Source organism: Actinoalloteichus caeruleus (genome assembly GCF_049311605.1).
Taxonomy (GTDB): Bacteria; Actinomycetota; Actinomycetes; order Mycobacteriales; family Pseudonocardiaceae; genus Actinoalloteichus_B; species Actinoalloteichus_B caeruleus.
The window spans coordinates 2,210,626-2,226,766 of record NZ_CP186005.1 but is presented as its reverse complement, the minus strand read 5'-3'; the positions used below and the strand labels follow the sequence as shown (position 1 = coordinate 2,226,766).

The window sequence follows — 16,141 nt, the reverse complement described above, 5'->3', positions numbered from 1 at the left end:
GAACGAGCGATTGGCTCGTGTCCGGATGGGGACATCGCGTCGTCCGCCGGCTCCCCTGGTCGGCCCGGCGGTGGGGCGAGGTGTCCCGGGCCCGGTCGCCAGGGGGTTCGCGGGCGTGGGCGTCGTCCCCGGTCGCCGCCCCGAACCGGCCGCGCCGGCCGCACCCCGGTCCCGGCGGCGGCGCCGGTGGTGCCGCCCCGCCCCGGGGGTGCGGGGCGGGCCGGGTCGCGGGGGTCAGCCTGGTCGGGACGTGGCGGCGACCCGCTGCCACGCGTCGAGGAGCCGCCGCGCCGAGCCGCCGACCGGGCCGACCGCGTCGGCGAGCACGGCGGGGTCGGGCGGGGTCGCCCGTTCCACCTCGGACGCCGCCCGGTCGGCGTCCTGGATGGTCGCGGAGCAGACCGCGCGCAGGTGGTCGGGGACGGACAGGCCCGGGTCGACGCAGCCGACGAGGGGCGTGCCGACGGCGGCGATGAGCGGGAAGACGGTGCCGGGGATGCCGATCGCCACCTCGGCCCTGGCCGAGCTCTCCAGGGAACTGACGGGGCTGATCTCGTACTCGCCCCACAGCGCCGGGTCCTCGCGGGGGTGGAGTCCGACGAGGATCCGCCAGCCGGCGGCGCGCAGCCGGCTGGCCGCCTCCAGCAGCAGTCGCGCGCCGGGTGCCGCCCCGCCCGTCTCGTCGGGGTGGGTCACGCTGGTGAGGACGAGCGCGAGGCCGGGTTCGGGGTCGCGGGTGGGCAGCGAGTCGGTCTGCGGGGAGCCGACGACGTCGATCCGTCGGGAGGTGCCCAGGTGGGCGGCGAACGACCGGGCGTCCGCCGGGGACGAGGCGGTGACGGCCCGGATACGGGACCTCACCCGGTTGGCGCCTTCCGCCTCCTCCGGACGCAGGTACGCGAGGGTGCTGGCGGCGACGGGCAGCCGGCGGAACCGGTCCACGCACTCCACCGGCCAGGGCTCGGCGCCGGTGACGACGAGCAGGTCCGCCGTCGTGACCTGGTCGGGGGTGGCCACGGGCACCGGGTCGTCCGGGGCGACGCCGTCGAGGTCGGGCACCAGCTGCACCAGGTCCAGGCCGCGTGCCCGGGCCTCGTCGAGCAGGGGCGCCACGTGGTAGGTCCCCCACGGTTCGTTGGTGGCGACCACCACCCGGGGTGCCTCGTCCCGGGGGCCCCGGGCCGGGCCCGGGCGGGCCGCCCGGGCCACTCCGGCGGTGACGGCGAGGGCGCCGGAGGCGAGGCCGGCCGCGAGAAGGGCGCGGCGGCCGAGCCGGGCGGGAGTGGGGTGCTGGTGTCCGTGGCGCATGGCCGGACCGTAGGTGGGGACGGTGGCCCGTGGGTGACGGGTGCGGGTCGGTCCGGCGACGGTCGGGGAACGGTCGGCGGGTATGGCCGCGGCCCGTGGCCTGGAGTGGCTGGACACGTACGAAGTGAATTGGTTTCACATATCACTGAAGGGACGGTGCCCGCCGAACCTACGGGGAGGCCGTCGGCTGGGCCCGGCCTCGGCCGCCGCCCCGTCAGGACGATCCCGGGGCACCGCCGCCCCCGGTGACCTCGCCGCGTCGACCGCTCACCCCGCGCGCCTCCGGCCCGGGCCACCACCGACCGCCGCGACGCGGCGGGGCGGGAACCGCTGTTCCTGGTTCCCGCCCCACGACGCGCACCCGTCACCACGGTCGGCCCGCCTCCGCTCCCGGGGCGAGCCACCCCGGCTAGGCGGGCAGCGGTTCACCCACGGCGGCCTGTCGCCGCGACCACCACCGGTTGACCCACCACACCGCCTCCACCACGAGGATGCCGACACCCCCGCACAGCAGGGCCTTGGCCGTGCCCGCCAGGTTGCTGGGGTCGAGCTCGAAGTACTTCTGGGTCAGGGGCATGAGGAACATCGCCGTGGACAGGCCGGCCATGCCCAGGATCAACCCGACCTTCCACCACGAGTAGGGCCTGGCCACGATCGCCAACACCCACAACGCGATGACGATCAACGTGATCAGCGCCGTCGTCCCCGCCTGGATGCGGTCCACCTGGCTGGCCCCCGGCCCCTGGTAGACGAGCAGGTAGGAGACGAACGTCGCCACCGAGATCACGATGCCGGCGGGAATGGCCATCCGCATGACCCGCCCGACGAAACCCGACCGCGCCCGCTCGGTGTTGGGCGCGAGGGACAGGATGAAGGCCGGCACCCCGATGGTGAACCACGCGGTGATCGTGACGTGCCGGGGCAGGAACGGGTAGGGCACCTGGGCCATGCCGATCATCAGGGCCAACAGCACCGAGTAGACGGTCTTGGTGAGGAACAGGTTCGAGACCCGCTCGATGTTGCCGATGACCCGGCGGCCCTCCGCGACCACCTTGGGCAGCGTCGCGAACTTGTTGTCCAGCAGCACGATCTGCGCCACGGCACGACTGGCCTGGCTCCCGGAGCCCATGGCGACCCCGATGTCGGCGTCCTTGAGCGCCAGCACGTCGTTGACCCCGTCGCCGGTCATCGCCACCGTGTGGCCCCGGGACTGGAGCGCCCCCACCATCGCCCGCTTCTGCCCAGGGTCGACCCGGCCGAAGACCGTGCCCGCCTCCACGGCGTCGGCCAGCGGTTCCGGCTCCGAGGGCAGGGTCCGCGCGTCCACGGGCCGGTCGGCCCCGGGAAGTCCCAGGCCGCTGGCGACGGCGCCGACCGAGGTGGCGTTGTCCCCGGAGATGACCTTCATCCCGACCCGCTGGTCGTGGAAGTAGTCGATGGTGTCCTTCGCGTCCGGCCGGATGCGCTGTTCCAACACGACCAGCGCGACCGGGCTGACCCGGCCGGGAGCGTCCTCGGCGTCCACCGGTCGGTCCGACCTGGCGAGCAACAGCACCCGCAGACCCCGCGCGCCGATCCACTCGGCCTCGGCGCCTTCCACGCTCCCCTCCGCCAGCAGGACGTCGGGGGCGCCCAACAACCAGTTGCCGTGCTCCCCGAAACTGGCGCCGCTCCACTTCCGCGCCGAGGAGAAGGGCGCGGTGCCCGTGACCGTCCAGCCCGGGTCGTTCGGGTGCGCCTCGGCGATCGCCTGGAGGCTGGCGTTCGGGCGGGGATCGGCGGCGGCCAACGCGGCCAACGCCCGCGCCGCGTTCGCCGAGGACTCCCCGGTGTTGCGCACCCGCACCTCGGCCAGGCGCATCCCGTTCTCGGTCAGCGTGCCCGTCTTGTCGGCGCACACCACGTCCACCCTGGCCAGCCCCTCGATGGCCGGCAGTTCCTGCACCAGGCACTTGTAGCGGCCCAGGCGGATCACCCCGACGGCGAAGGCGATGCTGGTCATCAGGATGAGCCCCTCGGGCACCATCGGCACCAGGGCGGCGACCATGCCCCGGATCGCCTCCGGCCACGCCTGGTCACCGGCGAGCTGGTTGTAGATGGTGAGCAGCCCGGCTGGCACCAGCAGGTAGGTGATGACCTTGAGGATCCTGTCGATCCCCGAGCGGAGCTCCGACTTCACCAGCGTGAACTTGCTGGCCTCCTCCGCCAACCGGGCGGCGTAGGCGTCGCGGCCGACCTTCGTCGCGGTGTAGACACCCGACCCGGCGACCACGAAGCTCCCGGAGAGCACCCGGTCCCCCGGCGCCTTGACCACCGGGTCCGACTCGCCGGTGAGCAGCGACTCGTCCACCTCCAGGGCCTCGGCGGCGAGGACCGTCCCGTCCACCACCACCTGGTCGCCCGCACCCAGTTCGATCACGTCGTCGAGGACGACCTCGTTCGGGGCGATCTCGGCGGACTGGCCGTCCCGGCGCACCCGGGGCCGGCTCTGCCCGATGATGGCGAGTTTCTCCAGGGTCCGCTTCGCGCGGAGCTCCTGCACCACGCCGATCGCGCTGTTGGCGACGATCAGGACGCCGAAGATCCCGTCCAGGAAGTAGCCGGTGGACATCACCAGGACGAAGAGCACGGCGTAGATGGCGTTGATCCTGGTGAGGACGTTGGCCCTGATGATCTGCGCGACGCTCCGGCTGGCCCGTGCCGGCACGTCGTTGGTCTGTCCCGCGGCGACCCGCTGTGCGACGTCGGCGGCGGTGAGGCCGTCGAGCAGGTCGCGTGTTCCGTCATTCGCGTTGCCGGTCACCCCAGCGAGCGACATATGTGCTTCTCCGTGTCGATGGTCTCACCCGGGGTGGTCGCGGGTGAATGGCATCGCCGGGGCACCTGGTGCCCCGGCCCTCGCGGATCCCCGCTCCCGTCCTCCGGTCCCCCACCACCGGGTGGACGGTTCGTCGCGCGGTGTCCCACGTCCTGGTCGCGCTGCTCGCTCCTGCGGCCGTCCCTCCGTCGCTTGGGTCGAGGTGTCCACGACTCTAGGAGTTGGGGGTCGTGGGCACATTGGGCATCGGTCAGTCAGGTCCCTGAATCTCCTCGGGGATGCCCCCGAGAAGAGCCAGGGTTTGGTGCCAACGGCCGGTTCCGGCCCGGTCGGGGCCTCGACGCGCGACCGCCGACGGCACCACCGGTCGGCATGCGGGGAGGGTGTGGTTCCCCAGGCTCACTCGGTCCTGGCTCCGCCGACGCGGCGTCGGTGCCGCATGGTGGTTCCCGGACCGGTCGGCGGGGACATCGCGGACCTGGAGCGGTCCCGTCGACGACGTGTGTCCCCGAGACCAGGAGGATTTCATGGCCGGTGTTCCGCCGACGCCGCGACCCGCCACCAGCGCGGTCGGGGGTCGGGCGGGGCTGCTGGCGCCGTTGGACGGAGCCGGCCAGGGCCGCCCGGGGCGGCGGGAGCACCACGCGCGAACGTGCCCAGGCCGGGCCTCGACCTCGCCCTCGTGGGCGACGCGGTCCCGAGGAGCGCTCGGCCCGAATCCTCCGCCCCGGCCCGCGGTGCCGCCGCCGAACTCGGGGCTGGGACGACGCGCCACCCGCGCGGCCTGGGGAGGCCCGGCCGGTGCGACCGTCCCCGCTCCCGCCGTGCGCCCGGCATACGCCGAGGAGACGGGGGCATGGCTGGGGACGCCGCCGGGGCTTTCGTCGCCGGGGGAGGCGGGCTTTGGTCCCTGCCCTCCCACCCGGGACGGGCCTAACGTCGTGATGACGGACCGACGGAACCGAGTCGACTCCGGGAGCTGGTGAGCATGTCGGACGGGCCTGGCGAGGAAGTGCTGTGGTCGGCCGTCGACCAGGCGACCCGCGCGCCCTCGGTGCACAACACCCAGCCGTGGCGTTGGCGTTGGGAGCCGGGTGCGGTGTGGCTGTACGCCGACTGGGGCCGGCAGCTCCCGGTGGCCGACCCCCGGGGGTGGGACGTCCTGATGAGCTGCGGAGCCGCCCTGCACCACCTCCGGGTGGCCCTCGCGGCGGCCGGGTGGGCGACCGAGGTGCGCCGACTTCCCGATCCCACCGACGGGTCGCTGTTGGCCGCCGTGCGCACCCACCCGCACCAGCCCACCGAGGAGGAGCGCCGCACGGCCTCGACCATCCCCGAGCGGCGGAGCGACCGTCGCCGGTACGACCTGTGGCAGGTGCCCATGGCCCTGATCAGGGAGATGGAGGAGCGCGCCGCCGAACAGGGGGTCACCGTGCGCCCGGTGACGGACCCGGCCACCCGGTACCGCCTGGTCAGTGCGATGCGGGAGGCGGCGGAACGGCAGGAGTCCGACGAGGCGTACCTCTCGGAACTGGCCGCGTGGAGCGGGCGCCTGTCCCACGACGTGGAGGGCGTTCCGGCCGCGAACACCCTGGCCCCCGGCGCCGGGGACCCCGACGTGCCGACCCGGTGGTTCCCCGGTGGGGAACTGCCCAGGTCGCCCCGCCAGCTGAACGATCCGGACGCCGGCACCCTGCTGGTCCTCGGCAGCGCGCGGGAGGACCGGATGTCGTGGCTGCGCGCCGGGGAGGCCCTGAGCGCGGTGCTGTTGTGCGCGGCCGAGCACGGGCTGGTGAGCTGTCCGCTGAGCCAGGCCCTGGAAGTGCCCATCACCCGGGACGCGCTGCGCGAACGGGTGCTGGACGCGGAGACCTACCCGCACATCGTGGTCCGGGTGGGTTGCCCACTGCTCAACGCTCCCCCGTTGGCCGAGACCCCGCGCCGCCCCCTCGCGGAGATCGTGGAGCGCGCGGCACCCGTGCGCTAGGGCCGTGCCGGCCGCGTGGACGCGCGAGGCGGCAGAGGAAGGAGTCCCGATGTACTACGGACCGACCTGGGGCCCAGGGCCCTGGATATTCTTCGTCGTCCTCCTGCTGTTGATCGTCGCCATCGCCCTCTCGGCGTTCCTGGTCCGGCGCGGCGTCGCCGGTGGGACCTCGGGCGCGCACCGGGCGGACGGCACGATGCGCGAGACCGGCCTGGAGAGCGCCAGGCGGATCCTCGACGAGCGCTTCGCCCGGGGCGAGATCAACGAGGAGGAGTACCGGCGACGGCGGCACGTCATCAGGGACGACGGCGCCTCACCTGGCGACTGACCGTCGGCACCGCCGTAACCGACACCAGGCGCGCCGTGCCCGGCGACGCCACGGGATTCGGGTTGGGGGAGGTGCCCGGGCCGGACACCGTGGCGGGGGCACCCCGGTTCGCCCGACACCACCGACGAGGGGTGGTGCTCCCGCTGCCGTCCCACACACCAGGGGAAGGCCGTCCCAGGCACCCCGGGGGAAGTGGGGCATCGCTGGCTGGACCTCGTTGGGTGGAAGCTGATCATGATCACCGGTCGCTGCCCCAGGAATGCCGCCGCTCCCCCAGGGAGTCCGCGAGAGCACAGGGAGTCCGCGAGAGCTGGAGGCCACGAAGCGGCGCTTCATGGGGCCTGAGCGCGTTCGTGAGCCGCGGTCCCCGCGCCCGGCCTCACTGCCCGTGTACCGAGGACGCGGGGCCCTCCCGGGCGCTGGGCGGCGTCGCGGCCGCGCCGGTGGGGTTGAGGTTCGCCGGCCCCCGAGAGCTCCGGACCCGCACGATGCCTCCGCGCGCTTCCCCAGCTTGTCGGCCTCCTCCTGGGCGGGCGCGGGTGGGTCAGGACTGGTCCTCCGGCCGCGCGATGATGACCGGGCAGGACGCGTGGTGCAGCAGGGTGCGGCTGGTGGACCCCAACAGCATGCCGGTGAAGCCTCCCCGGCCCCGGCTGCCCACGATGATCATCCTGGCGCGTTCGGCCTGGCTCAGCAGGCCCGGGCCGGGCCGGTCCCGCACCACCATGCGTTGGACCCGGACGTCCGGGTACCGCTCCTGCCAGCCGGCGAGCCGTTCGGCCAGCACCAGCTCCTCGGCGGCCTCCACCGCCTGCCAGTCGACCATGTTCCTGGTGAGTTCGAAGTCGCTCTCGAAGGCCGCGTCGATCCAGGTGTGCACCGCGAGCAGGTCCGCGCCCCGGAACGCGGCCTCGTCGAAAGCGAGGGCGATGGCGCGTTCGCTGGTGGGGGAACCGTCGACCCCGACGACGATGGGACCCGTCTCGGGCGGAGGTTCGGTGGGGGTCCGGCCCCGGATCACGGCGATCGGGCTGTGCCCGTGGGCCGCGAGCGCGGTGGCCGCCGACCCGACCAGCAGGCTGGAGAAACCGCCACGCCCCCGGGAGCCGAGGACCACCAGCTGGGCCTGCCGGGACAACGCGATCAACGCGGGGACCGGCCCCTCCATCCGGGTCTCCGGCCGGATGTCGACGTTCGGGGCGACCTCGGTGGCGACCTCAGTGGCCCGGTTCAGGTACTGGGCGACATCGTCGCGTTGGGACTGGATGATCGCGTCCACCGACTCGGGGGTGGTGACCACTCCGGGGTAGGTGACGAACAGCGGGAGGTAGGCGTGCGCGAGCACCAGGGGGACCCGGCGTTCCCGCGCCTCCTCCGCCGCCCACCGGGTCGCGTTCAGCGCCGCGTCGGAGCCGTCAACCCCGACCACGATGTGGTGGCCGACTGTGGTGGTCATCGCGTCCTCCCCAGGGTCCGCCCGGTTCCACGTCGGAGGCGGGATCGGGGGTGAGCTCGCCGAGCCCACCGGCGGGCTACCCGTGCCGGCGGTATCGCCCCGCCCGCGTCCGTGCCACCGTCTCCGGGTTCGACGGTACGAGGCGGGCGGTCCGCTCGCTCGGGACTTCCGACCCGTGAGGAGGGGACCTCCGTCTCCCCTCCGAAGGAGCAGCCTCGGGGCCTGCCAGGCTCGACGGGCCGGTCCGAGGCGGGCCGGGTCCGCTGCGCCGCGTGCCGCCGGCCCACCTCCGGTCGGCGGGTCGGGGGCGTCGCGCGGCGCCCTGGGGGCGGCGGGAGGCCGAGCGTTCGGCCGGCCTCCCGCCGCCTGCCTCCGGGCTTGTCCTCGTGCCGAGGCGCGGGGCCCTCCGCGACCCGGTTGCCCGGCGGGCGGTCGGCGGGACCTTCGACCCTGCTCCGCGCCTGCCGGCGGCGGGATGCTGGCGGCATCCCAGCGGGGAGAGGAGGCCGTCATGGAGTACGTCAAGCGCTGGAACATCGAAGTCTCCGTGGTCGAGGAGGGGCGGGAGACGCACGCCGAGGCACGCCTGTACACGACGGAGGCGCAGCCGCCGCTCATCGGTGCGGGACGGGCGCGCTGCAACGTGTCGGACGACAACGTGCCCCAGATCGGCGACGAGCTGGCGGTAGCCCGCGCGCTGGCCGACCTGTCCCGCCAGTTGGCCCGGATCACGGCGACCGACATCGAGTCGATGACGCGCGAGCCCGCCTTCGTGCGGGTGTGACGAGTGCCGCGAAGGCGGGCCAGGCACGGGTGTGAACCCCGGGGATTCCCGGGGCGTTGACCGACCGGCGGGCAGGGCCCGTCCGCCTCCTCGCGGCCGTCGCGGCCGACGAGGAGAAGCGATCCGAGGAGGAACATCGGCGGGTGGATCCGCCGCGAACGGAACGGCGGCGGGCCACCACCTCCTGTTTTCGTTCACCCTTGAGCGCGACCCCGGTCGGGGATGGCGTTCGAGGGCGGTCTCCGCTGCTGGGAGGTCAACGGCTGGGGTGCCCCACTGGCGACACCGCGTCCGCCGTGTCCCGACTGGCGTTCTCGTCGGCGTGGGGAACGGTGGTCGTCGTTCCCCTCGGGATCGCCAGTGGAGCCTGGCCTCAGGGGCACGCGAGGGCGCTTCCGGGGCGGATCCCGCCCCGGGCTGCCGGCCACGCGCGGCCGGCAGCCCGCAGGTCGCCCGGCCGCCGTACCCCAGCTCCAACCGCACCGCACGGCCACCGCGAAGCGCCCACAAGATCCGGATGCCCCGCCCACTCCGGCCCGGGCACGAGGTCCCGTCGGCCCCTCGGGGTCGCCGCCGAACGGCCCGGGTGCGACCGGCGAAGGTCCCCCGGAAGGACTACCGTCGAAGGGGCAGGGACAGGGGCCCTGACGAGTCCGGGGCACCGGTCCGGAGTTGACGTCGTCCGCCGAGGGGCGGGCGTCGTGGTCACGCCGGGAGGTCACGGTGGCGGTCTCCGTGTTCATCGTCGACGACCACGAGATCGTGCGACGGGGCATCACCCAGCTCCTGGACGCCGAGCCCGACATGGACGTGGTGGGCGAGGCGGCCGACGCCGCGCACGCCCTCGCGCGCATCCCGGCGCTCCGGCCCGACGTGGCGATCCTGGACGTCCGGCTCCCCGACCGGGACGGCGTGTCGGTGTGCCGGGAGATCCGCCGGACGGTGGACCCGCCGCCCGCCTGCCTGATGCTGGCCTCCGACGACGCGGACGACGAGGCGGTGTTCGCCGCGATCATGGCGGGCGCGGCCGGGTACCTGCTCAAACGCATCAGCGGGAGCGGCCTGGTCGACGCGGTGCGTGCGGTCGCGGCCGGGGAGTCCCTGCTCGACGCCAAGGTCACCAACCTGGTGTTGGCCCGGTTGCGGCAGGGCGAGGAACGGCGCGACCCCCGGTACCCCGATCTGAGCCCGCAGGAGGAACGGATCCTGGACCTGGTGGCCACCGGGCTGACCAACCGGCAGATCGGTCGTCGGTTGAACCTGGCGGAGAAGACGGTGAAGAACTACGTGTCGTCGTTGCTGCACAAGCTGGGGTTCGCCCGCCGGACCGAGGCCGCCGTCTACGCGACGAGGCAGGCGACGGCCCGCCGGCCGCACCGCTGAGCCGGCGCCGGACGTCGCCGGTCCACGATCCGTCACGGGCGCCACCGGCCTCCCCGGCAGGGTCGGCGTGACGGGCACCGAACCGGCCAGCCGATCGGCGGCCCCCGCCCCGGTGGTGCGTCCGCCTCGGGCCCTAGGTCCCACCGGGACCGGTCCACGGTCCCTGTCCGACGGCCGCCGGCCAGCAGAGGATGTGCACAAGGGCGGTGTCCGATCACCGCGCGGGCTGGGCGCGAGGACAGACTGATGAGCACGACGAGAACGACGACGGTGACCGGCACGTCGGGACAGGCACGCGACGCGGAGGGGATGGGAGCTCTCGCCGAGCTGCTGGTCACGGCGGCGACGCGGGCACCGTCACCCCACAACACGCAACCCTGGCGGTTCGAGGTGCGCGGGAACGGCATCGCGCTGCGCCTGGACCGGTCCCGGCTGCTCGGGGTGGCCGATCCGGAGGGCAGGGAGGCGCGGTTGGCCTGCGGGGCCGCCCTGTTCAACCTGCGGCTGGAGGCGCGGGCCCGGGGCATCGCCGCCGTCACCGAACTGCTGCCCGACCGGAGCGCTCCTGACCTGCTCGGGGTGGTGCGGCTGGCCGGCGCGCACCGCCCCTCCGGTGAGGAACGGGCGCTGGCGTCGGCGATCCCACGCCGGCACACCAACCGGCGGCCCTTCGCCGAGGAGCAGCCGCCGGAACCGTTGCGGCACGCGCTGCGCAGGGCCGCCCAGTTGGAGAGCGGCGTGTTGGACTTCCTCGAGGAGCCGACGCGGTTCGCCGACCTGGCGCGGATGATCAGGAGCGCCGAGGCCGCGCAGCGCGACGACGACGCGTTCATGGCGGAGCTGCGGCGCTGGACGACGGGGGTGGCCAGCGTCAGCGACGGGGTCCCGTCCCGGGCGAGCGGGCCACCGCCCCTGGAGGAGGGCCTGGTGGCGGTCCGGCGGTACGGCCCAGGGCACCGACCCCCGCGCGCCTACGAGCGGGTGCCGCTGCTGGGCGTGGTGCTCACCGACGAGGACGACCAGCGCGCCCAACTGGTCGGGGGCCACGCCATGCAGCGGGTGCTGTTGGCCGCGACAGCGGCCGGGTTGAGCACCTCCTTCGTCTCCCAACCGATGGAGGTGGGCTCGGTCAAGCGGGAGCTGGACAGGTTGGTCGGCTCGCGCGGGTACCCGCAGACGGTGCTGCGGATCGGGTACGGCTACCCGGGGTTGCCCACGCCCCGCCGGGCGGTGCGGGAGGTCACCCGTGGTCTGCCCCCGGTGGCGGAGCCCGGTTGAGGCCGTCGGTCGGTAGGCGCCCGGGGTGCGCGCCGACCGCCGGTGCCGGAGGGATGCGCCCCCGGCCCGGCCCGGCGCCGGTCGGCTTCGTGGTGCCGGGTTCGGCTTCCTCGCGGTGTCGGGTGGGTAGGGGTCGACCACGTGGGCGGGGTGAGCGCGGGGTTCGGCGACCGCACGCACCGCGCCAGCCCCGGGCCGGCGGAGGACGGGACGGCTTCGGCTCACCCCGCACCTCCTGCCTGCCGCGCTCACCCACCGTCCGGGTCCCCTGCGCTCCCGGGCCGGCCGGGCTCACGTGGCGCGGGCCTGCTGGTGCAGGTTCGTCACCGCGTCCCGTGCGGAGAGGAACGCCCCGGCCTGCCAGGCGACGAGGTAGCTCAACCAGTCCCCGGCGAAGTGGACGCGGCCGGCGGGTCGGGTGAGCAGCGCGTAGTGCCCGGAGGACCGCGAGGGCCAGGACGCCCAGCCCTCCTCGATGTGGGGGGGTGCGTTCCCATGCGATGGAGAACGAGGAGGTCAGGCCGCGCCGGTAGCGGGCGCCGTGGATGCGCGAGCCGGCCCGCACCGCCCGGGACAGGCGTTCTGCCGGGGAGAGCCGCCCGAACTCGACGGCGCGCTGCCCGCTCACGTAGTAGCCGATGAGCACCCCCCGAGCCTCGTGGTGGCCATGCGACGGATACCAGATCTGGGTGATGTCGAGGTCGGTCTGGGTGATGCCGCCGTAGAGGCGCTCCTCCTGCTCCCACCACCGGCCCTGGTACTCCAGGCCGATCTTGCCCGAGGCGGTGGGCCGGGGCTGGGCGAGCGCGGCGGACACCTCGGGGCCGAGGTTGTGGTCGAGCCGGGCCAGCAGTCGGGGCGGCAGGGTGGCCACGCAGTAGTCGGCGGTCGCGACCTGGTCACGTCCCCGGGCGTCCCGGTAGACCACCCGCACCCCGTCGGCGCCGGTGGTCAGCGCGCGCACTTCCGCGCGGTGGGTGACGCGGTGGGCGCCCACGGCCCGTTCGAGGGCGGTGACGATGGCGTCCATGCCACCCACCGGTTGGAACATCATCATCGCCTGGTCGACACCGAACTCGAAGGAGAAGGCCCTGCCGACCTGGCTGGCGAACACCTCCGACAGCGTGGGCGGCGGACCCAGCACCACTCCCGGGCGTTCCCCGGCGCCGGGTTCCTCCGCGTAGCCCCGCCGGCTGCCACCCCGGTAGGCCCAGCCGTCGGCGCGGCCGCCGATCGCGCCGAAGCCCTCCAGGAAGGACAGCACCCGTTCCCGGTCCTCGGCGGTGAGCACGTCGTCCAGCGCGCCCTGGTCGGTGGCCTTGGCCAGCAGTTCGGCCACGTAGCCGTAGACGTCGGCCTTCGCGGTGCGGAAGCGGACGGCCGTTCCCCGGCCGGCCCCGTTCTCCCGGTGCACGTAGGCGTTGGCGTTCTGGTTGGCGAACGGTTCGACGGGCACGCCGAGCTCACGGCAGTAGTCGAGGGTCACCATGGACTGGGCGATCCGGCCGGGGCCGGCGTTCATGTACTGGCCGTCGGCGAACTCGGCGCGGTGGGTCCGGCCGTCGAGGTCGCGTTCCTCGTCGCCGCCCCGCACCGTCAGGTTCCGGCCTCCGGAGCGGTGCCTGGCCTCCAGGACCCGGCAGTCGTAGCCGGCCTTGCCGAGTTCGTAGGCGGCGGTCAGCCCGGCCACTCCCGCACCGATCACCAGCACGGTGGGCATGTCGTCGCCGGCCACCTCGGCTCGTCGTGGGGGGTGGAAGTCGGGGCCGTGCCGGTCCGCGTGGTCCGGGGCCAGGCCCAGGGCCGTCATCGTCTCGAACAGGACTCCCGCCCCGCCGGTCGCACCGATGGTCCGCAGCAGGTCCCGCCTGGTCACCTCGGATCGCATCGCGCCATCCCTCCCCTTTCTCGCCGGTTGGGCAGCAGCGTCCGAGTGGGACGTGTCGGCCGGGTGATCCTCGGGTTGCCAGGTCGTGGGTTTTCTCCGTCACCCCTCGGGTCGCGGTCCTCCCGCCCGAGGCGGAGCGGAACGGGTGCTGCCCCGCCGGCGGCAGCGCTGGGGGCCGTTCGGTCGGCTCGGGGTGGTGCGGGGTCACGAACCGGCCACGACGGGGTCGGGGGGACGACGTTCCCGTCAACTCCCGCTCCGACGGATCTCCGGTGGCGTTCCCCCTGGTGGCGGCGTCGCCGAGCTCGGCGACGCGGGTGTGCGGCCTGGGATGGGCGTGCGCCCGGCACCTCGGCAACGTGGTGGACATCCCCGGGCGGGCAGTCGACACGGGGTGGTGCGATCAGGGCAACACGGACGACATGCGCGGTTGGTGCCATGCCCTTCCGGGGGAGCCCGCTGGCTCCCCGTCGACGAAGGGAGCCAGTCAGCCATGACGCGGCGCGCGAACGACGGCGACACCCCGATCGGGGGCCGAGGTGCACAGGGTCACGGGAGGGGCGCGGAGGCGGCACGCACCCTGCGGTCCGGGCTGGGCCGGCGGGGTTTCGTCCTGGCCACCGCCGGACTGGCCGCCGGGGGAACCCTGGTCGTCGGCACCGGGGGCGCGCTGGCCGCCCCGGGAACCTCGGGCAGCCCGGGCAGCCCGGAGGACCTGGCGGTGGTGCAGCCCGGCGGGCGGCACCGGGGGACCTACGTGCCGGCCGACGCCGGATCGGTGACGTGGGGCCGGCTGCCGAACCGGACCACCCGGCCGGTGGCCACCGTCGACTCGGGATCGCTGGTCACCCTGGACACGGTGTCCCACGAAGGACTGCTGGAGGACCAGGGCCGGGACCCGAGGGGCTACTTCGGCGGTTTCGGCGTCCGCGCCCGGGACGTGCTGTGGGACGCGATCCGGATCGCCAGGGAGACACCGCACGACGGGCCCGGCCCGCACATCATCACCGGGCCGGTCGCGGTGCGCGGCGCCGTGCCGGGCAGTGTGCTCCGGGTGGACGTGGTGGATCTGCGGTTACGGGTCCCGTACGGGGTCGTGTCCAACCGCCACGGGCGGGGTGCGTTGCCCGGCGAGTACCCAGAGGCCTGGGTGGGGGATCCGGCGTTGTCGGAGTACGTGAACCCGGGCGGGGAGATCAGCGTCTTCGCCCGTGCGGAGTGGGACGGGCGGCGGCTGGTGGGCACGCTGCCCGGCCCGGTGCGGAACCGCTTCCCACTGGCGCCGTTCCTCGGGGTGATGGGCGTGGCCCGGGACACCTCCGAGGTGGTCGACTCGGTGCCACCGACCGACGCCGGGGGCAACATCGACATCCGCCGGTTGGGGGTGGGCAGCACCCTGTACCTGCCGGTCCGGGTGGACGGTGGCCTGTTCTACACCGGCGACCCGCACATGGCGCAGGGCGACGGGGAGGTCGCGCTGACGGCGATGGAGGGATCCCTGCGGGCGACGGTCCGGTTGACGGCCGTCCCGCCCGGTGGGGACGCGCCGCGCACGGCGTTCACCTATCCCTTCGCCGAGACGCCGGAGCACTGGATCCCGATCGGGCTCAGCGATGGTGAGGGCACCGAGGGTGGGTTGGACGCGGCGATGCGCACCGCGGTCCGCCACGCGATGGCGTTCCTGACCGAGGAGTTGGGGATGGAGGGACCGGTCGCCTACGCCTACCTGAGCGCGGCGGCGGACTTCGCGGTCTCGCAGGTGGTGGACCGCACCACGGGCATCCACGGGTTGATCCGCAAGGCCGACTTCGCCTGACCCCGGCGCCCCAACCGCCGCTCCCGTGGGCGGGCGCCGGGCACGCCGCGCCTCCGGGTCGCACCGGGGCCGCGGTGGGGACGGGGCTGGGCCGTCTCCGGTCCGGCGTCGCGGACGTGCGGATGTCCGCCCGATCGACACCCCGGTGTCACGGTGGGGGGTTACGCTCCAGGGCTCGGATCACCGGCATCACGGAGGTGGAGATGACCGGTCAGGACGTCACTGGACGGCCTCGGGACGAGGAGCGGGACGGGTCCGGGGAGACCGGGCGGGTGGGTCCCGTCGGCGCGATGGTGTTCGCGGCGCTGGCGCTGGTGGTCAACGTCGTGACCGTGCGGCACGGCATCGGTCCGTCGATCTGGGCGGCGCACCTACCCGACGGTCCCAGCACCGCCGTCATGGTCGCGATCACCGGGATCGGTGCCGTGCTCGGGCTCCTGCTGACCCTCGCGGCGGGTTTCACCGTGGCTGGCGCGGTGGCGACCTCGGAGGGCGTCTCCCCGCTGTGGTCGTTCTTCGGCCAGGTGGGCCTGGGGTACGCGCTCGGTTTCGGTTGGACCTACCTGGCCCTCGACTCCCAGGGGGTGCGGCCGCTCGGGTCCCTGGCCGGGACGTTCTGGTGGTTCCTGGCCGGTGGAGTACTGATGGCCCTGGTGGCCGCGCGCACGCTGCGCGGCGAGCGGGAGGAGGCCGACCGGCGGCGGTCGGTGCGGGAACGGGGTGCCTTCGTCACGGGCCGCGTCCTGGACGTGGCGGAGGCGACCACCCGAACGGTGGTCAGCGGGAACAGGACGCCGTGTCGGCTGCGGATCGGGTTCCGGGACGACGACCGGCGGGTGGTGACCTCGGTGACCGTGGAGGTGGCACCGACGCGGATGCCGCGACCCGGCGACGACGTCGACGTCTGGTACCTGCCGGGCGGGATCGGCGCCGGGCCCGGGGAGGAGCACGGGATCGCGGACCGGGACGTGGTGGTGGAGCTCCGTCGCCCCGAGGTCGAGTTCTGACGGTGCCCGGTTCGTGGAGCCGTCGGGCCGCGGATCCCGCGCACGTCCCGACCGGGGCGGGTGTCCGGGCGCGTCGTCGGGCCGGGTG

General features: G+C 74.4%; 11 protein-coding genes. 7 read left to right on the top strand and 4 right to left on the bottom strand.

Annotated features, from left to right (window positions below):
* Positions 1-234 precede the first annotated feature (234 nt).
* Both ACOJVX_RS09855 and ACOJVX_RS09850 read right to left on the bottom strand, forming a co-directional pair.
* Positions 235-1,308 carry a hypothetical protein gene (locus ACOJVX_RS09855; protein WP_418153201.1) on the bottom strand — a complete coding sequence of 358 codons (1,074 nt, stop codon included), beginning with the start codon at positions 1,306-1,308 and terminating at the stop codon, positions 235-237.
* Positions 1,309-1,717: 409 nt separating this feature from the next.
* On the bottom strand, positions 1,718-4,126 hold the full coding sequence (locus ACOJVX_RS09850; protein WP_422647449.1) for an HAD-IC family P-type ATPase: 2,409 nt from the start codon (positions 4,124-4,126) through the stop codon (positions 1,718-1,720).
* Positions 4,127-5,114: 988 nt separating this feature from the next.
* On the opposite strand from ACOJVX_RS09850, the gene ACOJVX_RS09845 reads away from it, so the two are divergent.
* Together ACOJVX_RS09845 and ACOJVX_RS09840 are read left to right on the top strand one after the other, a co-directional pair.
* Positions 5,115-6,113 (top strand): Acg family FMN-binding oxidoreductase, encoded by a 999-nt coding sequence (locus tag ACOJVX_RS09845; protein WP_418153264.1) that lies wholly within the window; start codon positions 5,115-5,117, stop codon positions 6,111-6,113.
* A gap of 49 nt (positions 6,114-6,162) precedes the next feature.
* On the top strand, positions 6,163-6,441 hold the full coding sequence (locus ACOJVX_RS09840; RefSeq protein WP_026420510.1) for an SHOCT domain-containing protein: 279 nt from the start codon (positions 6,163-6,165) through the stop codon (positions 6,439-6,441).
* Between the two features lie 544 nt (positions 6,442-6,985).
* On the opposite strand, the gene ACOJVX_RS09835 is transcribed toward ACOJVX_RS09840, so the two are convergent.
* Entirely contained in the window at positions 6,986-7,897 is a 912-nt protein-coding gene (locus tag ACOJVX_RS09835) for a universal stress protein (protein ID WP_103055409.1), read from the bottom strand.
* A 511-nt stretch (positions 7,898-8,408) separates the two neighbouring features.
* Here ACOJVX_RS09835 and ACOJVX_RS09830 point away from each other — a divergent pair.
* From ACOJVX_RS09830 to ACOJVX_RS09820, 3 genes are all read left to right on the top strand, one after another.
* Positions 8,409-8,681 (top strand): DUF1876 domain-containing protein, encoded by a 273-nt coding sequence (locus ACOJVX_RS09830; protein ID WP_026420512.1) that lies wholly within the window; start codon positions 8,409-8,411, stop codon positions 8,679-8,681.
* 723 nt (positions 8,682-9,404) lie between these two features.
* Entirely contained in the window at positions 9,405-10,064 is a 660-nt protein-coding gene (locus tag ACOJVX_RS09825) for a response regulator (protein WP_418153198.1), read from the top strand.
* A 246-nt stretch (positions 10,065-10,310) separates the two neighbouring features.
* A complete protein-coding gene (locus tag ACOJVX_RS09820; protein WP_422647448.1) occupies positions 10,311-11,342 on the top strand; it encodes an Acg family FMN-binding oxidoreductase in 1,032 nt (343 codons plus the stop codon).
* Here the strand turns inward: ACOJVX_RS09820 and ACOJVX_RS09815 are convergent.
* Complete coding sequence (locus ACOJVX_RS09815; protein WP_422647447.1) at positions 11,305-13,230, bottom strand: FAD-dependent oxidoreductase; 1,926 nt, start codon at positions 13,228-13,230, stop codon at positions 11,305-11,307. The genes ACOJVX_RS09820 and ACOJVX_RS09815 overlap by 38 nt on opposite strands.
* Before the next feature lie 493 nt (positions 13,231-13,723).
* On the opposite strand from ACOJVX_RS09815, the gene ACOJVX_RS09810 reads away from it, so the two are divergent.
* Both ACOJVX_RS09810 and ACOJVX_RS09805 read left to right on the top strand, forming a co-directional pair.
* Positions 13,724-15,046, top strand: a complete 1,323-nt coding sequence (locus ACOJVX_RS09810) for an acetamidase/formamidase family protein (RefSeq protein ID WP_422647446.1) — start codon at positions 13,724-13,726, stop codon at positions 15,044-15,046.
* 203 nt (positions 15,047-15,249) lie between these two features.
* Positions 15,250-16,053, top strand: coding sequence for a hypothetical protein (locus ACOJVX_RS09805; protein WP_418153194.1), 804 nt, complete (start codon positions 15,250-15,252; stop codon positions 16,051-16,053).
* Positions 16,054-16,141 lie beyond the last annotated feature (88 nt).